At 72.4% G+C, this 18,430-nt stretch carries 17 protein-coding genes and 1 pseudogene; 13 read left to right on the forward strand and 5 right to left on the reverse strand.

The window, feature by feature from the left end; all coding sequences use genetic code 11:
- The 7 genes from C8046_RS01875 to C8046_RS01905 all read left to right on the forward strand — a co-directional run bounded on the left by C8046_RS01875 (position 1) and on the right by C8046_RS01905 (position 6,122).
- Positions 1-981 carry a gluconeogenesis factor YvcK family protein gene (locus tag C8046_RS01875; RefSeq protein ID WP_109228029.1) on the forward strand — a complete coding sequence of 327 codons (981 nt, stop codon included), beginning with the start codon at positions 1-3 and terminating at the stop codon, positions 979-981.
- Between the two features lie 106 nt (positions 982-1,087).
- Complete coding sequence (whiA, locus tag C8046_RS01880; protein ID WP_109228030.1) at positions 1,088-2,068, forward strand: DNA-binding protein WhiA; 981 nt, start codon at positions 1,088-1,090, stop codon at positions 2,066-2,068.
- Positions 2,069-2,284: 216 nt separating this feature from the next.
- Positions 2,285-3,289, forward strand: coding sequence for a type I glyceraldehyde-3-phosphate dehydrogenase (gene gap, locus C8046_RS01885; RefSeq protein ID WP_109228031.1), 1,005 nt, complete (start codon positions 2,285-2,287; stop codon positions 3,287-3,289).
- 113 nt (positions 3,290-3,402) lie between these two features.
- On the forward strand, positions 3,403-4,611 hold the full coding sequence (locus tag C8046_RS01890) for a phosphoglycerate kinase (RefSeq protein ID WP_109228032.1): 1,209 nt from the start codon (positions 3,403-3,405) through the stop codon (positions 4,609-4,611).
- A gap of 11 nt (positions 4,612-4,622) precedes the next feature.
- Positions 4,623-5,402, forward strand: a complete 780-nt coding sequence (gene tpiA / locus C8046_RS01895) for a triose-phosphate isomerase (protein ID WP_109228033.1) — start codon at positions 4,623-4,625, stop codon at positions 5,400-5,402.
- 109 nt (positions 5,403-5,511) lie between these two features.
- Positions 5,512-5,757 (forward strand): preprotein translocase subunit SecG, encoded by a 246-nt coding sequence (secG, locus tag C8046_RS01900; RefSeq protein WP_109228034.1) that lies wholly within the window; start codon positions 5,512-5,514, stop codon positions 5,755-5,757.
- A gap of 14 nt (positions 5,758-5,771) precedes the next feature.
- Positions 5,772-6,122 carry an RNA polymerase-binding protein RbpA gene (locus C8046_RS01905; RefSeq protein WP_199224364.1) on the forward strand — a complete coding sequence of 117 codons (351 nt, stop codon included), beginning with the start codon at positions 5,772-5,774 and terminating at the stop codon, positions 6,120-6,122.
- Positions 6,123-6,203: 81 nt separating this feature from the next.
- On the opposite strand, the gene C8046_RS01910 is transcribed toward C8046_RS01905, so the two are convergent.
- From C8046_RS01910 to tkt, 4 genes are all read right to left on the reverse strand, one after another.
- Positions 6,204-7,151 carry a glucose-6-phosphate dehydrogenase assembly protein OpcA gene (locus tag C8046_RS01910; RefSeq protein WP_109228036.1) on the reverse strand — a complete coding sequence of 316 codons (948 nt, stop codon included), beginning with the start codon at positions 7,149-7,151 and terminating at the stop codon, positions 6,204-6,206.
- Positions 7,148-8,689, reverse strand: coding sequence for a glucose-6-phosphate dehydrogenase (zwf, locus tag C8046_RS01915; protein WP_109228037.1), 1,542 nt, complete (start codon positions 8,687-8,689; stop codon positions 7,148-7,150). Before zwf ends, C8046_RS01910 begins: the two co-directional genes overlap by 4 nt.
- On the reverse strand, positions 8,686-9,819 hold the full coding sequence (tal, locus tag C8046_RS01920; protein ID WP_109228038.1) for a transaldolase: 1,134 nt from the start codon (positions 9,817-9,819) through the stop codon (positions 8,686-8,688). Before tal ends, zwf begins: the two co-directional genes overlap by 4 nt.
- Before the next feature lie 72 nt (positions 9,820-9,891).
- Positions 9,892-12,057, reverse strand: a complete 2,166-nt coding sequence (gene tkt, locus C8046_RS01925; protein ID WP_109228039.1) for a transketolase — start codon at positions 12,055-12,057, stop codon at positions 9,892-9,894.
- Positions 12,058-12,309: 252 nt separating this feature from the next.
- Between tkt and C8046_RS01930 the strand changes: the two genes are divergently transcribed.
- Positions 12,310-13,269, forward strand: a complete 960-nt coding sequence (locus C8046_RS01930) for a heme o synthase (protein WP_419183569.1) — start codon at positions 12,310-12,312, stop codon at positions 13,267-13,269.
- Positions 13,266-14,224 (forward strand): annotated as a pseudogene (xerD, locus tag C8046_RS01935) (site-specific tyrosine recombinase XerD). The gene C8046_RS01930 and the pseudogene xerD overlap by 4 nt, the downstream one beginning before the upstream one ends.
- A gap of 93 nt (positions 14,225-14,317) precedes the next feature.
- Here xerD and C8046_RS01940 read toward each other — a convergent pair.
- A complete protein-coding gene (locus C8046_RS01940) occupies positions 14,318-15,193 on the reverse strand; it encodes a TerC family protein (RefSeq protein WP_109228040.1) in 876 nt (291 codons plus the stop codon).
- Positions 15,194-15,254: 61 nt separating this feature from the next.
- Here C8046_RS01940 and C8046_RS01945 point away from each other — a divergent pair, with 61 nt between their 5' ends.
- From C8046_RS01945 to C8046_RS01960, 4 genes are read left to right on the forward strand one after another with little or no spacing between them, the layout of a single operon-like run.
- A complete protein-coding gene (locus C8046_RS01945) occupies positions 15,255-16,133 on the forward strand; it encodes a ParA family protein (RefSeq protein ID WP_419183536.1) in 879 nt (292 codons plus the stop codon).
- Entirely contained in the window at positions 16,117-17,052 is a 936-nt protein-coding gene (locus C8046_RS01950) for a segregation and condensation protein A (protein ID WP_109228042.1), read from the forward strand. Before C8046_RS01945 ends, C8046_RS01950 begins: the two co-directional genes overlap by 17 nt.
- On the forward strand, positions 17,045-17,638 hold the full coding sequence (scpB, locus tag C8046_RS01955; RefSeq protein WP_109230665.1) for an SMC-Scp complex subunit ScpB: 594 nt from the start codon (positions 17,045-17,047) through the stop codon (positions 17,636-17,638). The genes C8046_RS01950 and scpB overlap by 8 nt, the downstream gene beginning before the upstream one ends.
- Positions 17,635-18,399, forward strand: a complete 765-nt coding sequence (locus C8046_RS01960) for a pseudouridine synthase (RefSeq protein WP_109228043.1) — start codon at positions 17,635-17,637, stop codon at positions 18,397-18,399. The genes scpB and C8046_RS01960 overlap by 4 nt, the downstream gene beginning before the upstream one ends.
- Positions 18,400-18,430 lie beyond the last annotated feature (31 nt).

The raw sequence follows: 18,430 nt of genomic DNA on the forward strand, positions 1-18,430 counted from the left end.
GTGGCCGTCCGCGCGCTGGATCCGCTGCGGATCGAACCGCTGCGCATCGTCGCCCTCGGCGGTGGCCACGGGCTCGCCGCCTCGCTGCTGGCGCTGCGCCACCTCACGCCCGACCTGACGGCGGTCGTCACGGTCGCCGACGACGGCGGCTCGTCGGGGCGGCTGCGCCACGAGATGGGGATCCTGCCGCCCGGTGACCTCCGCATGGCCCTGGCGTCGCTGTGCGACGACACGCCGCGCGGGCGGGCGTGGCACGACATCCTCCAGCACCGGTTCGTCACCGACGGCGACCTCGACGGTCACGCCCTGGGGAACCTGCTCATCGCCGCGGCCTGGCAGCACGCCGGGTCCGCCGTCGCCGGCCTCGACCAGATCGCCGAGCTCATCGGGGTCCGCGGTCGTGTCCTCCCGATGGTCGCCGAACCGCTGGTGATCGAGGCGGACGTCACGCGACGCGGCCAGGCCGACCTGGTCGTGCGCGGTCAGAGCCGCGTCGCCGTCACCAGCGGGCGCGTCTCGCGCGTCCGGCTGCTCCCGGAGGAGCCCGAGATGTGCCCCGAGACGCTCGAGGCGATCCGGGCGGCGGACTGGGTCGTCCTGGGCCCGGGCTCCTGGTACACCTCGGTGCTGCCCCACCTGCAGGTGCGGCAGCTGCGGGACGCGATCCACGACGCCGCCCACATCGCCCTCACGCTCAACCTGCAGCAGCAGGAGGGCGAGACCGACGGGTTCACCGCCGCCGACCACGTCCGCGTGCTCCGCGAGGTGGACCCCGACCTGCGCCCCGACGTCGTCGTCGCGGACCCGGGCTGGGTGGACGACGTCGCCCAGCTGGAGGCCGTGGCCGGCGAGCTCGGCGCCGGCCTCCTGCTGCGCCAGGTGCGTGCCGACGACGGGACGGCGCGGCACGACCCGCTCCGGCTGGCCGCCGCCTACCGCGACGCGTTCTCGGCCACCTGGGGAGATGTCGCGCGGGGCTGAGATCCGCGCGACGCCGTCGGTTCCGCGACCCGGACGAGGCGTCCGGGACCCGGACGGCCCACATCGACGGGGGCACGGTTCCGCTCCGCGTGGCAGGATGTCCGGCATGTCTCTGACCGCTGCCGTGAAGGACGAACTGGCCAGGGTCCGGGTCGATCGCACCTCCAGTCGCAAGGCCGAGGTCTCGGCGACGCTGCGCTTCGCCGGGGGCCTCCACATCATCTCGGGGCGCATCGTCATCGAGGCCGAGCTCGACAACGCCGCTGCCGCGCGCCGGATCCGTGTCGCGATCGCCGAGGTCTACGGCCACGCGAGCGACATCATCGTCGTCTCGGGCGGAGCGCTGCGGAAGGGCAACCGCTACGTGGTCCGCGTGGTGCGCGACGGCGAGGCGCTCGCCCGTCAGACGGGCCTCCTGGACTCCCGGGGCCGCCCCGTGCGGGGGCTGCCGCCGCAGGTCGTCTCCGCGAGCGTCGCCGACACCGTCGCCGCCTGGCGCGGGGCGTTCCTCGCGCACGGGTCGCTGACCGAACCCGGCCGCTCCGCCGCCCTCGAGGTGACCTGCCCCGGACCTGAGGCCGCCCTCGCGCTGGTGGGCGCCGCCCGTCGCCTCGGCCTGAGCGCCAAGGCCCGTGAGGTGCGCGGCGTCGACCGGGTCGTGGTGCGCGACGGCGACGCCATCGCCGCCCTCCTGACCCGGATGGGCGCGCACGACGCCGTGCTGGCGTGGGAGGAGCGGCGCATGCGCCGCGAGGTCCGCGGCACCGCGAACCGCCTGGCCAACTTCGACGACGCGAACCTGCGCCGCAGCGCGCGGGCCGCCGTCGCCGCCAGCGCCCGCGTCCAGCGCGCGTTCGAGATCCTCGGCGACGAGGTCCCCGAGCACCTGGTCGAGGCGGGCCGCCTGCGGCTCGAGCACCGTCAGGCGTCGCTGGAGGAGCTCGGACAGCTCTCCGACCCGCAGCTGACGAAGGACGCCGTCGCGGGCCGGATCCGTCGCCTTCTCGCCACCGCCGACAAGCGAGCGAGCGACCTCGGCATCCCCGACACCGAGAGCATCCTCACGCCGGACATGCTTGACCTCTGAGGGTCGACGTGCCTCGTCCGTGACGGCCTCCGGCCGAGCGGCGGCACCCGGGTTCCGCAGGGCGAGACGCCTGCCGCCTGGGCACCAGGTCCCACCGTCCGGCGGGGGCCGACGTAGTAGTGTCCGTAGCGGAGAAACGGGGACGACCCCCTCCGGCCGCCCGGCAAGGGCGTGCCACCGGACGACTGCGTGCACTGCACGCTTGGAGGACCAATCGTGACCATCCGCGTCGGGATCAACGGGTTCGGCCGCATCGGCCGCAACTTCTACCGCGCCATCGTCGCCTCGGGCGCCGACATCGAGATCGTCGGTGTCAACGACCTCACCGACAACAAGACCCTCGCGCACCTGCTCAAGTACGACACCGTTCTCGGTGTCCTGCCGAGCGAGGTCACCTACGACGACGAGAACATCGTCGTCGACGGCAAGGCCATCCGCGCCCTCGCCGAGCGCGACCCGAAGAACCTCCCGTGGGGCGAGCTCGGCGCCGACATCGTCATCGAGTCGACCGGCTTCTTCACGGACGCCACCAAGGCCAAGGCCCACATCGAGGCCGGCGCCAAGAAGGTCATCATCTCGGCCCCCGCCTCGAACGAGGACGGCACCTTCGTCGTCGGTGTGAACCACACCGACTACGACCCCGAGACGCAGCACATCATCTCGAACGCGTCCTGCACCACGAACTGCCTCGCGCCGATGGCCAAGGCCCTCAACGACGCGTTCGGCATCGAGCGTGGTCTCATGACCACGATCCACGCCTACACGGGTGACCAGAACCTGCAGGACGGTCCCCACAAGGACCTGCGTCGCGCCCGCGCCGCCGCTCAGAACATCGTCCCCACCACCACGGGTGCCGCCAAGGCCGTCGCGCTGGTGCTCCCGGAGCTCAAGGGCAAGCTGGACGGCTACGCCCTGCGCGTCCCCGTCATCACGGGTTCCGCCACCGACCTGACCTTCACCGCCTCGCGCGAGGTCACCGTCGAGGAGGTCAACGCCGCGATCAAGGCCGCGGCCGAGGGCCCCATGGCCGGCACGCTGGAGTACACCGAGGACCCGATCGTCTCCTCGGACATCATCACGAACCCGCACCAGAGCATCTTCGACGCCGGCCTGACCAAGGTCTCCGGCGACCTGGTGAAGGTCGTGGCCTGGTACGACAACGAGTGGGGCTACAGCTCCTCCCTCGTGAAGCTCACCGAGTACGTCGGCGGCAAGCTCTGATCTGCCCGATGTGACCCGCGCCCGCGTCCGTACCCCTCGGGGTACGGGCGCGGGGGCGTCTCGGCCCTGTTCCACCCCGACGTTCCGCCCCAGGGCGGAGAGGAGACCCCGCTGTGAAGACGCTCGCCGACCTCGGTGACCTGCGCGGCAAGACCGTGCTCGTCCGCTCGGACTTCAACGTGCCGCTCGACGGCACCACCATCACGGACGACGGCCGCATCCGCGCCGCGCTGCCGACCCTCAAGGCCCTGCTCGACGGCGGAGCCAAGGTCGTCGTGACCGCCCACCTCGGTCGCCCCAAGGGCGCGCCGGAGGACAAGTACTCCCTCGCCCCCGTGGCCGCCCGCCTCGGCGAGCTGCTCGGCCAGGACGTCGCCCTCGCCGGCGACCTCGTCGGCGACAGCGCGAAGGCGACGGTCGGCGCGCTGACCGACGGCCGGATCGCCCTCCTGGAGAACGTCCGCTTCGACGCCCGCGAGACCTCCAAGGTCGACGCCGAGCGCGCCGAGCTGGCCGCCGAGCTGGCCGCCCTGGGCGGCGGCGTCGACGCGTTCGTCTCCGACGGCTTCGGCGTCGTCCACCGCAAGCAGGCGTCCGTGTACGACGTCGCGGCGATCCTCCCGCATGCGGCCGGCACCCTGGTCGAGGGCGAGGTCAAGGCGCTCGACAAGGCGATCAACGACCCCGCGCGGCCCTACGCCGTCGTCCTCGGCGGCTCGAAGGTCTCCGACAAGCTCGGCGTCATCGCCAACCTGCTCGAGAAGGCCGACACGCTGCTCATCGGTGGCGGCATGGTCTTCACGTTCCTCGCGGCCCAGGGCCACGAGGTCGGCAAGTCCCTGCTCGAGGTCGACCAGATCGACACCGTCAAGGGCTACCTGGCGCGCGCCGAGGAGAAGGGCGTCACCATCGTCCTGCCGACCGACATCGTCGCCGCCGAGGCGTTCGCCGCCGACGCGAAGCACGAGGTCGTCGCCGCCGACGCCATCCCGGCCGAGTCGCTGGGCCTGGACATCGGACCGGAGTCCGCCAAGGCGTTCGCCGAGGCCGTCAAGGCCTCCCGCACCATCGTCTGGAACGGCCCGATGGGCGTGTTCGAGATGGACGCCTTCGCCGGCGGCACCCGCGCCGTCGCCCAGGCCATGATCGACGCGACCGCCGCGGGCGCGTTCTCCATCGTGGGCGGTGGCGACTCCGCCGCCGCCGTCCGCACGCTCGGCTTCGACGAGGCCGGGTTCAGCCACATCTCCACCGGTGGTGGAGCCTCCCTCGAGCTGCTCGAGGGCAAGACCCTGCCCGGCCTCGCCGTGCTCGAGAACTGAAGGACGAGAACATGACCCGCACCCCCCTGATGGTGGGCAACTGGAAGCTCAACCTCGACCACCACGAGGCGATCGCCCTCGTGCAGAAGCTCGCCTGGACCCTCGGCGACGCCAAGCACGACTACGACGCCGTCGAGGTCGTCGTCTCGCCGTCGTTCACCAGCCTGCGCTCCGTGCAGACGCTCGTGGACGGCGACAAGCTCGGCCTGAAGTACGCCTCGCAGGACATCTCGGCGCAGGCGTCCGGCGCCTACACCGGTGAGGTCTCCGCGAAGCAGCTGTCCGCGCTCGGCGTGAGCTACGCGATCATCGGTCACTCGGAGCGTCGTCAGTACCACGCCGAGTCCGACGCGCTGGTGAACGCGAAGATCCTGGCCGCTCTCGGTGCCGGCATCACGCCGATCGTCTGCGTCGGCGAGCCGCTCGAGGTCCGCCAGGCGGGCGAGCAGGTCGCCTTCTCGCTGGCCCAGGTCGACGGCGCCCTCGCGGGTCTGTCCGCCGAGCAGGTCGCGCAGCTCGTCATCGCCTACGAGCCCGTCTGGGCGATCGGCACCGGCGAGGTCGCCACGCCCGAGGACGCGCAGGAGATCGCCGCGGCGACCCGCGCGCGCGTCGCCGAGCTGGTCGGCGCCGAGGTGGCCGACGGCCTCCGCATCCTCTACGGCGGCAGCGTGAAGGGCGACAACGTCGCCTCGATCATGGCCCAGCCCGACGTCGACGGCACGCTCGTCGGCGGCGCCAGCCTCGTGCTGGAGCAGTTCGCCGCGATCGCGGGCTTCGACAAGCTCTGATCAGCAGCGGGGGTGCGGTGGTCACCTGATCCGACCACCGCACCCCATCGCCTATCCTTGTCAGGCCACCACGTCGGTGGCCGACGAACTCGAACGAAGGACGCACACCGTGGACGCGCTTCGGATCGGACTTCAGGTGCTGCTCGTGCTCACGAGCGCGCTCCTGGTCCTCACCATCCTCATGCACAAGGGCAAGGGCGGTGGTATGTCGGACATGTTCGGAGGAGGCCTCTCCTCGAGCGTGAGCTCCTCCGGCGTCGCCGAGCGCAACCTCAACCGCATCACCATCGCGACCGCGGTGCTGTGGGGGGTCGTCGTCCTTCTGCTCGGTCTCATGCAGAAGTTCGTGGTCTAGGTCTAGGGGGACCCGTGGCTGGTGGAGGAAGCGCGATCCGAGGATCGCGGGTGGGGGCTGGCCCGATGGGGGAGGCCGAGCGGGGCGACGCAGCACCGCGGGTCTGGATCTCCTACTGGTGCGCTGCCGGGCACGAGACGCGACCGAGCTTCGCGGACGACGCCGGCACGCAGGCGCCCGAGAACTGGGACTGCCCGCGCTGCGGGCTGCCCGCCGGTCAGGACAGGGCCAACCCGCCCGCCGCGCCGAAGAACGAGCCGTACAAGACGCACCTCGCCTACGTGAAGGAGCGTCGCAGCGACGCCGAGGGGGCCGAGCTCCTCGAGGAGGCGCTCACGGCCCTCCGCCAGCGCCGGGGCCGCTGACCAGCAGCTCCCGCACCGATCACGACGACGGCCGCCGACCCCTGAGGGTCGGCGGCCGTCGTGCTGCCCGGACGAGGTCGGTCAGCCGGCGCTCTCGCCGACCAGGGCCGGGAGGGCCGTGGTGAGCACCTCGCCGTAGACGTCGTCGGGGTCGAGCCGGCGCAGGTCCTCGATGAGGCTGTCCGACAGCGTGCGCAGCGGCAGCGAGACCCGGTGGCTGACGCCGGACGGCTCGGAGATCTTCAGGATCGTCGAGTCCACCGGACGCTCCATCACGACGTCGCCGTTCTCGCGGTGCAGCACGACGCCGGTGAGCGCCGGCGCGTCGGCGACCTCCTCGAGCGTCACGGGGACGTCGAGCGTCTGCCGCAGCCACGCCCCGAGCAGCACGAGGGAGGGGTGCGCCGTGTTGCCCCGGATGGTGATGCTGAGCACCGGTGTGAACGGCGGCTCGTCCAGGGCTGCGGCGATGAGACCGCGCCACAGGGTCGCGCGCGCCCACGCCAGGTCGGTGTCCCCGGGCGCGTGGTCCTCGGCGAGCCGGAGCAGGCGCTCGATCGGTGCCGAGCACTCCAGGGCGTCGGTGATGCGGCGCTGGGCCATCGCGCCGAGCGGGTCGGCCGACGGGCTGTCGGGCGGCGTCGCCGGCCACCAGGTGACGATCGGCGCGTCGGGGAGCAGGAGCGGCATCACGAGCGAGTCGAGCTCGGTCGCGGCACCACCGCGGGGCCGCAGCACGATGACCTCGCTCGCACCGGCGTCGCCGCCCACGCGGATCTCCGCGTCGAGGCCGTCCGCCAGGTCGGCGTCGCCCTCCGTCGCCGCCTGCGGGCTCACGACGAGCACGCGGCACGGATGCTCACGGCTGGCGTCGTTGGCCGCGTCGACGGCACGCTCGACGTGCTCGGGCGGCGCGCTGATGATGAGCGTCAGCACGCGTCCGAGCGCGACCGCGCCGCCCTCCTCGCGCAGCCGCACGAGGCGGGCCGCGACCTTCGATGACGTGGTCGAGGTGAGGGTGATGATCATGGCCGTCTCCAGGCTCGTCCGTCGCGCTTCAACATCTCGTTAGCACTGGCCGGGCCCCAGGTGCCGGGCCGGTAGGCGTCGGGCATGCCCTGCGTCTCCCAGTGCTCGAGGATCGGGTCGAGGACGCGCCAGGACAGCTCGACCTCCTTGCTGTGCGGGAACAGCGGCGGGTCGCCGAGCAGGACGTCGAGGATGAGCCGCTCGTAGGCCTCGGGGGAGTTCTCGGTGAAGGCGTGGCCGTAGCCGAAGTCCATCGTGACGTCGCGCACCTCCATCGCCGTCCCCGGGACCTTGGCCCCGAACCGCACGGTCACGCCCTCGTCGGGCTGGACGCGGATGACGAGCGCGTTCTGGCCGAGCTCCTCGGTGTCGGGCAGCGCGAACGGCAGGTGCGGCGCGCGCTTGAACACGACGGCGATCTCGGTGACACGGCGCCCGAGGCGCTTGCCCGTCCGCAGGTAGAACGGGACGCCCGCCCAGCGGCGGGTGTCGACGTCGAGCCGGATGGCCGCGTAGGTGTCGGTCACCGACTCGGGCGGGATGCCGTCCTCGTCGTGGTAGCCGAGGACCTTCTCGCCGCCCTGCCAGCCGGCGGCGTACTGCCCGCGGGCGGTGTGCTCCGACAGGTCGCGGGGGAGCCGGACGGCCGAGAGCACCTTCTCCTTCTCGGCGCGCAGGGCGCTGGCCTCGAACGAGACGGGCTCCTCCATCGCGGTGAGCGCGAGGAGCTGCATGAGGTGGTTCTGGATGACGTCGCGGGCGGCGCCGATGCCGTCGTAGTAGCCGGCGCGGGATCCGATGCCGATGTCCTCGGCCATCGTGATCTGCACGTGGTCGACGTAGTGCGCGTTCCAGATCGGCTCGAACATCTGGTTGGCGAACCGGAGGGCGAGGAGGTTCTGGACCGTCTCCTTGCCGAGGTAGTGGTCGATGCGGAAGACCGAGTCGCCCGGGAAGACCGACTCCACGACCTTCTGCAGCTCCAGGGCCGAGGTGAGGTCGTGCCCGAACGGCTTCTCGATGACGACGCGGCGCCACGCGTCGCCCTCGCTCGAGGACAGGCCCGAGCGCGCGAGCTGCTTGCACACCAGCGGGAAGGCGCTGGGCGGGACCGAGAGGTAGAAGGCGTGGTTGCCGCCCGTGCCGCGCTCGGCGTCGAGCTCGGCCACGGTCTCGGCCAGGCGGTCGAACGCGGCGTCGTCGTCGAACTCGCCCGGGACGAAGCGGATGCCCTGCTCGAGCTGCTTCCAGACGCGCTCGCGGAAGGGCGTGCGTGCGTACTGCTTCACGGCCTCCTTGGTGACCTCGGCGAAGTGGTCCGCGTTCCAGTCGCGACGGGCGAACCCGGTCAGGCCGAAGCCCGGGGGCAGCAGACCGCGGTTGGCGAGGTCGTACACGGCGGGCAGGAGCTTCTTGCGCGAGAGGTCGCCGGTGACGCCGAAGATCACCAGTCCGCTCGGTCCGGCGATGCGCGGCAGGCGCCGGTCGTCCGGGTTGCGCAGCGGGTTGCGGCCCGCCGAGATGGTGCGGTCGGTCATGCGGTTCTCGCGTTCTCGAGGGAGGTGGTGACGGTCTGCAGCAGGTTCTCCCAGCTGACGATGAAGGACGCGACGCCCTCGCTCGTCAGCTCGGCGAGCAGCTGCTCGTAGGGGACGCCGACGCGGAGGAGGCCGTCGAGCTGCTCGGCGGCCTGCGCCAGGTGCGGCGTGATGGTGTCCACGGGTCCGGTGCCCTCGGGCAGCCGGGCGTGGTCGGCGGTGGCGAGCAGCGTCTTCTCCGGCATCGTGTTGACGACGTCGGGCGCCACCAGCTCGTCGACGTAGCGGGTGTCGGCGAACGTCGGGTCCTTCACGCCGGTCGAGGCCCAGAGCGGACGCTGGACGTGGGCCCCCGCCGCGGCGAGGTCCTCCCAGCGCGGCGAGGAGAAGATCTCGCGGAACGCGGCGTAGGCGGTCCTGGCCCCGGCGACGGCCGCTGTGCCGCGCAGCGCCGTGGCCTCGGGCGTGCCCAGCTCGTCCAGCACCGGGTCGACCTTGCCGTCGATCCGTGACAGGAAGACGGAGGCGACCGAGGCGATGGGCGCGAGGTCCACCCCGGCGTCGCGGGCGCGCTCGAGACCGTCGACGTAGGCCGTGGCCACGGCGCGGTAGGTGTCGACCGAGAAGATCAGCGTCGCGTTGACGCTGATCCCCTCGGCCACGGCTTCCGTGATCGCCAGCAGCCCCTCCGGGGTCGCCGGGATCTTGATGTAGACGTTCGGCCGGTCCACGATCCGCCAGAGCTCGCGCGCCTGCGCGATCGTGCCGGCGGTGTCGTGGGCGAGCCGGGGGTCGACCTCGATCGAGACCCGGCCGTCGCCGTGACGGGGGTCCGGGAGGGCGCGCGCGAACAGGTCGGCGGCCTCCCGGACGTCGTCCGTCGTCATCGTGCGCACGGCCTGCTCCGTGTCCGCCCCGGCGGCGGCCAGCGCGGCCACCGCCTCGTCGTAGGCCTCACCGTCCGCGATCGCCTTGTCGAAGATCGTGGGGTTGGTGGTCACCCCCAGGATCCGACCGGAGGAGATCAGCTCGGCGAGGTTGCCCGAGCGCAGGCGCGCCCGGGAGAGGTCGTCGAGCCAGGGGGAGACCCCGGACTCCACGATGCGGGCGAGCGGTGGTGTAGCACTCATGGCATGGACTCCTGGGGCTCGTGACGGACGGCGGAACGGTCGTGCGGGTGGCGGGCCGGAGGCCCGCGCGGGTCAGTCGACCGGGTGGTCGGCCGCGCCCGAGGGGCCCGACGGGGCCTCGGCGCGCGGGCCGGCGTCGGCCCGGGCGTCCTCGAGCGAGGCCCGGGCGGCGGCCACGACGGCCTCCGGCGTGAAGCCGAACTCGCGGAACAGCGTCACGGCGTCGGCCGAGGCACCGTAGTGCTCGATCGAGACGCTGCGGCCGGCGTCGCCGACGATGCCGGCCCACGGCATGGCCACGCCCGCCTCGACGCTGACCCGGGCGCGGACCTCGCGCGGCAGGACCGAGGCGCGGTAGGACTCGTCCTGCTCGGCGAACCACTCCAGGCACGGCGCCGAGACCACGCGGGTGCTCACGCCGTCGGCCTCGAGCTGCTCGCGCGCCGCGACGGCGAGCTGCACCTCGGAACCGGTGGCCACGAGGATGACGTCCGGAGTCCCGGTCGACCCCTCGAGCAGCACGTACGCACCCTTGTCGACCTGCACCTGGGCGAACCCGTCGGTGCCGCGGGGGACGACGGGCAGGTTCTGCCGCGACAGGATCAGCCCGGCGGGCTCGTCGCGCTGCAGGATCGCGAGCCAGGCGGCGGCCGTCTCGTTCGCGTCGGAGGGGCGGACGATCGCCAGTCCGGGCATCGCGCGCAGCGCGGCCAGGTGCTCGATCGGCTGGTGCGTGGGACCGTCCTCGCCGACGCCGACGGAGTCGTGCGTCCAGACGTAGGTGACGCCGACGCCCATGATCGCCGTCAGGCGAACGGCCCCGCGCATGAAGTCGGAGAACGTGAGGAACGTGCCGCCGTAGGGGCGGGTGAGGCCGTGCAGCGAGATGCCGTTCAGGATCGCGCCCATGCCGTGCTCGCGGATGCCGAAGTGGAGGGTGCGGCCGTAGGGGTTGCCCGTGAACTCGTGCGTCGAGCGATGGGTCGGCAGGAAGGAGGGCTCACCGGCCATCGTCGTGTTGTTCGAGCCGGCGAGGTCGGCGCTGCCGCCCCACAGCTCGGGCAGCGGGGCGGCCAGGGCGGCGAGCACCTTGCCGGACGCGGCGCGCGTGGCGAGCGACGTGCCGGCCTCGAACGTCGGCAGCCCCTCGGCGAGGTCGGCCGGGAGCTCGCGGGCGACGAGGCGGTCCAGCAGCGCCGCGCGCTCCGGGTTCGCGTCGCGCCAGGCGGCGTAGGAGATCTCCCACTCGGCCTTGGCGGCGGCGCCGCGCTGACCGAGGCTGCGCGTGTGGGCGAGGACCTCGGGCGCGATCGCGAACGAGGCCTCCGGGTCGAGGCCGAGGACGCTCTTCAGGCCGGCGACCTCCTCGGCGCCCAGCTTGTTGCCGTGCGCGTTGTGCGAGCCCTGCACGGTGGGGGAGGGCCACGCCATGATCGTGCGCAGGTCGATGATCGACGGCTTGTCGGTGACGGCCTTCGCGGCCTCGATCGCCGCGGCGAGCGCGTCGACGTCCTCGACGTACTCCGAGCCGCCGTTGGTCCAGTCCACCTTCTGGGTGTGCCAGCCGTAGGCCTCGTAGCGCTTCAGGACGTCCTCGGTGAAGGAGATGTCCGTGTCGCCCTCGATGCTGATGTGGTTGTCGTCCCAGATCAGGATGAGGTTGCCCAGCTCCTGCGTGCCCGCGAGCGAGGACGCCTCCGAGGAGATGCCCTCCTGCAGGCAGCCGTCACCGGCGACGACGTAGACGAAGTGGTCGAACGGGCTCGTGCCGGCCGGGGCGTCGGGGTCGAGCAGGCCGCGCTCGCGGCGCGAGGCCATGGCCATCCCGACGGCGGAGGCGAGGCCGGTGCCCAGGGGGCCGGTCGTGATCTCGACGCCGTCGGTGTGACGGAACTCGGGGTGGCCGGGGGTCTTCGAGCCCCACGTGCGCAGCGTCTCGAGGTCGTGCATCTCGAGACCGAAGCCGCCGAGGAACAGCTGGACGTACTGCGTCAGGCTCGAGTGGCCGGCCGAGAGGACGAACCGGTCGCGGCCGAGCCAGTGGGTGTCGGCCGGGTCGTGCCGCATGACGTTCTGGTAGAGCAGGTACGCGGCCGGCGCGAGGCTGATGGCGGTACCCGGGTGCCCGTTCCCGACCTTCTCGACGGCGTCGGCGGCGAGGACCTTCGCGGTGGCGACCGCGGCGAGGTCGAGGTCGGACCACCCCAGGGTGGTGGCGCGGGGGGCGGGTGCGTTCACGTGAGCTCCTTCGATTCGACGCGTGCGGCCGCGCCCGCGGGCGCGAGGCGGCCATCGGGCACGGCCTCGACCCTACTGCGGGAGACGGGGGCGTACCCGGCAGAAGTCTAATGTGAACGTTCACTCACGGCCACGGTGAGACGACACGCCGCCCGTCGGCCGTGGTGGCGGGCTGCTCTAGACTGAGACGGATCACTGCTTCCAGGGAAGGACCACGGCGTGGCCTCGACTGACTCGCGTCCGGGACGCCTCGTGACGCCGTCGACCCCGCACGCATCCACCCCGATGCTTCCGCCCCGGCGGGAGGGCGAGCGCAGCTGGCGCCGGACGCTGGGCGCCTACGTGGCGCTCACGAAGCCGCGCGTGATCGAGCTGCTGCTCGTCACGACGGTGCCGACCATGATCCTCGCCGAGCGCGGTCTGCCGTCGCTGTGGCTGATTCTCGCCACCCTCGTCGGTGGGGCGCTCGGCGCCGGGTCGGCCAACGTCCTGAACTGCTACCTCGACCGCGACATCGACTCGGTGATGGGGCGCACGAAGCGTCGCCCGCTCGTCACCGGCGAGCTCACACCGCGCCAGGCGCTGGTGTTCGGGCTCGTGCTCGGCGTCGTCTCGATCGCCTGGTTCGCCGTCGTGGTCAACGTCGCCTCGGCGCTGCTGCTGCTCGGAGCCATCCTCATCTACGTCGTCGGCTACACGATGATCCTCAAGCGGCGCACGTCGCAGAACATCGTGTGGGGCGGTGCCGCCGGCTGCATGCCCGTGCTCATCGGCTGGTCCGCCGTGACCGGCGGCCTCGACTGGGCCGCGCTGGTCCTGTTTGGGGTCATCTTCCTGTGGACGCCGCCGCACTACTGGCCGCTGTCGATGCGTTTCAAGGACGACTACGCCGCCGCCGGTGTGCCGATGCTCCCCGTCGTCGCCGGCGAGCGTCGCGTGGCCGGCGAGATGCTTGCCTACGCCGTCGCGATGGTGGCCTGCACCTTCGCGCTCGTCCCGGTCGCCGGGATGGGCTGGGTCTACATCGGCGCCTCCGCGGTCGCCGGGGTCTGGTTCGTCGGCTCCTGCATCCGCCTCTACCGGATCGCGGTCGACCCCGAGCGCCGCGGCGTGGCCTCCCGCGGGCCGGCCATGAAGGTCTTCCACGGATCGATCACCTATCTCACGATCGTGTTCGCGGCCGTCGCCGTCGACCCGTTCCTGCCGTGGTGACGAGCGTCCCCGACGCCACCGTCCACCGCGACGACCTCGCCACGCTCCTCGCCGACTACCTCGCCCACCTCGCCGTCGAGCGGGGCGTGAGCGAGCACACGGCCGCCGCCTACCGCCGCGACCTCACCCGCTACCTCGCCTACCTGCGCGAGCGCGGGCTGACCGACGTCGCCCGCGTCTCGCCGACGGACGTCGCCGACTACGTCGAGGTCCTGCGGACCGGTTCCGACGGCGCGACCCCGCTCGCGGCCGCCTCCACCGGCCGCGCCGTCGTCGCCGTCCGCGGATTCCACCGGTTCGCCGTGCTCGAAGGCCGCAGCGAGACCGACCCGGCCACGGAGGTCCGGCCGCCGTCGACCACCAAGCGTCTGCCCAAGGCGATCTCCGTCGAGGAGGTCGAGGCGCTGCTGGAGGCGGCCAGCGCCTCGGAGGGGCCGGCCGGGCTGCGCGACCGGGCGCTGCTCGAGCTGCTCTACTCCACCGGGGCGCGGATCACCGAGGCCGTCTCGCTCGCCGTCGACGACATCGATCTCGACGCCGGGACGCCGCTCGTGCGGCTGTTCGGCAAGGGCCGACGGATGCGGATCGTGCCGCTGGGATCGCACGCCGTGCGCGCGCTCGGCGCCTACCTCGTCCAGGGGCGTCCCTCCCTCGCCGCCCGCGGCCGCAGCGGTGGGGCGCTGTTCCTCGGTCAGCGCGGGGCCCCCTGTCGCGCCAGAGCGCGTGGGCGGTGCTGCAGGGGGCGGCCGCACGGGCGCGGCTCGACGTCCAGGTCTCGCCCCACACGCTGCGGCACTCCTTCGCCACGCACCTTCTCGCCGGAGGGGCTGACGTGCGCGTGGTGCAGGAGCTGCTCGGCCACGCGTCCGTCACCACCACCCAGCTCTACACGCACGTGACGGTCGCCACGCTGCGCGAGGTCTACGCCGCGGCCCACCCGCGCGCCCGCGGCTGACTCGGTCGCCTCTGCGTCCGCGTCGGTCCGGGCGGAGAGACGACCACCCCGCCGGCCCTGGGGCCGACGGGGTAGGAGGCGGTGGGGGAGAGGTCAGCGCTCGGAGTCGCCGGGCGGCGGTGTGACCGGACGCCGGGAGAGGGTCACCGCGCCGGCGTTGTCCGTCGTGGCGGCCGCCACGGCGTCGGCGTCGTCGGCCCGCTTGTACGTCTGACGCAGCGTGACGCCCGTGTCCTCGGTCTCGCCGTGGGCGACCTTCTGACGCTTGCGGTAGAGCAGGTTGAACGCCTCGACGAGGACGGCGAACGCCATCGGCCCGTAGATCAGGGCCTTGTCGACGTGGTACCCGAAGCCCTCGGCCACGAGGAAGGCCCCGATGAGCAGCAGGAAGCTGAGCGCGAGGATCTTCACGCTGGGGTGCTTGTTGACGAACGCGAAGATGTACTTCGAGGCGAACAGGAGCAGGCCGAAGGAGATGACGACGGCCGCGATGATGATGAGGAGCTCGTCGACCATGCCGACGGCCGTGATGACGGAGTCGAAGGAGAAGACGATGTCCATCACGAGGATCTGCGCGATGATCGCGCCGAACGTCGCGGTGCCCGTCTTCGGACCGTGACCCGACTCGACTCCCTCGAGCTTCTCGTGGATCTCGTGCGCGGCCTTGTAGATCAGGAACGCGCCTCCGACGATGAGGATCAGGTCTCGGCCGGAGAAGCCCATCGAGGCGATCGTGAAGAGGTCGTTCTTCAGCGAGATGATCCAGGACGCTCCGAAGACGAGGCCGATGCGGATGACCATCGCCAGCGTCAGGCCGAGGTTGCGGGCGCGGGCCTGCTGCTCGACGGGGAGCTTGCTGGCGAGGATCGAGATGAAGATGACGTTGTCGACGCCCAGGACGATCTCCAGGACGAACAGGGTGAGGAACGCCACCAGGAGATCGGGGGTGAGCGTGAGAGCGAGGTCCATGGCGGTCAACCTACCGGCGCGGCCACCGCTGACGGGGGACGGGCCGCGATACGGTGGGCGGGTGAACGACCTGCAGCCGACCCTCGACGTCGACCCCGGTGAGGGGACGACCCCCGTGCCCGACGCTGCGGACTTCCCGGTGCCGGCGCCCCTGCCCTCCCACGGCCCCGCGCGCATCATCGCGATGTGCAACCAGAAGGGTGGCGTGGGGAAGACCACCACGACCATCAACCTGGGTGCGGCGCTGGCGGAGTACGGCCGGCGGGTCCTCATCGTCGACTTCGACCCGCAGGGCGCCGCCTCCGCCGGCCTCGGGATCGCGGCCAACGAGCTCGACAGCACGATCTACACGACGCTGATGGACTCGCGGATCGACGTCCGCACGATCATCCAGCACACGAGCGTGCCGGACCTCGACCTCGTCCCGGCGAACATCGACCTGTCGGCCGCCGAGCTCCAGCTCGTGAACGAGGTCGGCCGCGAGCAGGCGCTGACCCGCGTGCTGCGCCCGGTGATGGACGACTACGACGTGGTCCTCGTGGACTGCCAGCCGTCGCTCGGGCTGCTGACCGTCAACGCGCTCACGGCCGCGCACGGCGTGATCGTGCCGCTCGAGACGGAGTTCTTCGCGCTGCGCGGGGTCGCCCTGCTGCTCGAGACGATCGAGAAGGTCCGCGACCGGCTCAACCCGCGCCTGCGCACCGACGGCATCCTCGCCACGATGTACGACGGTCGCACGCTGCACTCGCGCGAGGTGCTGGCCCGCGTCCAGGAGGCGTTCGGCGACGACGTCTTCACGACGATCATCGGACGCACGATCAAGTTCCCCGACGCCTCCGTCGCGACCGAGCCGATCACGTCCTACGCGCCGACGCACCCCGGGGCCGTGGCCTACCGGCGTCTCGCCCGGGAGCTCGTCGCCCGTGGCGACGTCGCCTGAGACCCGCCTCCCCGAGACGCGCTCGGCGGCGGCGACACGTCACCAGCGACCCTCGTTCGAGGTCAACCTCGACAACTTCTCCGGCCCGTTCGACCTGCTGCTGTCGCTGATCGCCAAGCACCGGATGGACGTCACCGAGGTCGCTCTCGCCGTCGTCACCGACGACTTCATCGCCCACCTGCGCGGGCAGGACGTCTGGGAGCTGGAGCAGGCGAGCGAGTTCCTCATCATCGGCGCGACCCTTCTCGACCTCAAGACGGCCCGGCTGCTGCCCGGCGTGGAGACGGAGGACCCGGAGGATCTGGAGCTCCTGGAGGCGCGCGACCTCCTGTTCGCCCGGCTGCTGCAGTACCGCGCGTACAAGGACGTCGGCGCCGACCTCGACGAGCGCTGGCACCGGGGCGCCGGGTCGTTCCCGCGCAACGTGTCGCTGGAGCCCCGGTTCGCCACCCTGCTGCCCGACCTCGTGCTGGCGATCGGCCCGGAGGACCTCGCTCGCATCGCGGCGCGCGCGCTCGCCCCGCGGCCGACTCCGGAGGTCCGGATCGACCACCTCCACGCGCCCGCCGTGAGCGTGCGCGAGCAGGCGTCGCTCATCGTCGCGCGGCTGCGCCGGCACCCCGTGTCCTCCTTCCGGGCGCTGACGGACGACGCCGGTTCGACCGCCGTCGTCATCGGCCGGTTCCTCGCGCTGCTCGACCTCTACCGCGAGGGGGTGCTCGCGTTCGAGCAGCCGACCTCGCTGGGGGAGCTGACCATCCGGTGGCTGGGCGGCTCGCGGGACGTGGAGGTGAGCTCGGAGTTCGACGACGAGGACGGCGCCGAGGGCCCGACCTCCGAGGCGGCCGTCGACAGCGCCTCCGACGCGGGTGACGCGGACCGCCCGGTAACCTCGGGCGGTGGCCGAACCGATGACTGACGAGCCCGAGGCGCCCGAGCGCCCCGTCGCCGCCGACCTCCCGGGCGGCGAGCAGGCGGCCGTCGAGGCGATCCTCGCCGTCGTGGACGAGCCGGTGGGCGAGGCGCGCATCGCCGCCGTCCTGGGGATCTCGCGGGAGCGCGCGCGCCACCACCTGCACGACCTCGCCGCCGCCTACCGCGGGGCCAACCGCGGCTACGAGCTGCGCGAGGTCGACGGCGCCTGGCGCCTGTACTCCGCGCCGGCGTTCGCCCCGTTCGTGCGCGACCTCGTGCTCGACGGCCAGACCGCGCGACTGACGCAGGCCTCGCTCGAGACGCTCGCCGTGGTGGCCTACCGGCAGCCGGTCTCGCGGGGACGGATCGCCGCGATCCGCGGGGTGAACGTCGACGGCGTCGTGCGGACGCTGGTGACACGGGGACTGATCGAGGAGGCGGGTCGGGACGGCGAGGGCGGGGCGACGCTCTACCGCACGACGACCTACTTCCTGGAACGCATGGGACTGGCCTCGCTGGAGGAGCTGCCGCCGCTGGCGCCCTACCTGCCGGGCATGGACGAGCTGGACGACGTGGAGGGACTGCGATGAGCAGCGCAGGATCGGCTGGGACAGGTTCGGACGAGCCCGAGGGCATCCGCCTGCAGAAGGTGCTGGCCGCGGCAGGCGTGGCCTCGCGCCGCGTGGTGGAGGACTACATCGCGGCCGGGCGCATCGCCGTCAACGGTGAGACGGTGACCGAGCCGGGGCGACGGATCGACCCGACGAGCGACGTCGTGCACGTCGACGGCCTGCGCGTGCAGCTGACCGACGACCACCTCACGCTGGTGCTCAACAAGCCGCTCGGCGTGCTGTCGGCGATGTCCGACGACCGCGGGCGCCCGACGCTCGAGCCGTACGTCGAACCGACCGGCAAGCGGCTCTACCACGTGGGTCGGCTCGACTCCGACACGGACGGTCTCCTGCTGCTGACCAACGACGGCGAGCTCGCGCACCGTCTCGCGCACCCCTCCTACGAGGTGTCCAAGACGTACGTGGCCGAGGTCGCGGGCGACGTCGCACGCGGTGTCGCGCGCCGGCTGCGCGACGGCATCGAGCTCGAGGACGGTCCGGCGCGCGCCGACCGGTTCACGGTGCTGCAGCAGCGCCGCGACGCGAGCGTCGTGCAGATCCAGCTCCACGAGGGTCGCAACCGCATCGTGCGCCGCATGCTCGAGGAGGTCGGGCACCCCGTCACGCGGCTCACCCGCATCGCGATGGGTCCGATCCGCCTCGGCCAGCTCCGCCCCGGGCAGACCCGTCCGGTCGTCGGGCAGGAGCTCGGTCAGCTGATGAAGGTGGTCGGGCTGTGAGCGCCGCGAGCGTCACCGCGCCGCCCTCGAG

The organism is Serinibacter arcticus, assembly GCF_003121705.1.
In the GTDB taxonomy this organism is placed as follows: Bacteria; Actinomycetota; Actinomycetes; order Actinomycetales; family Beutenbergiaceae; genus Litorihabitans.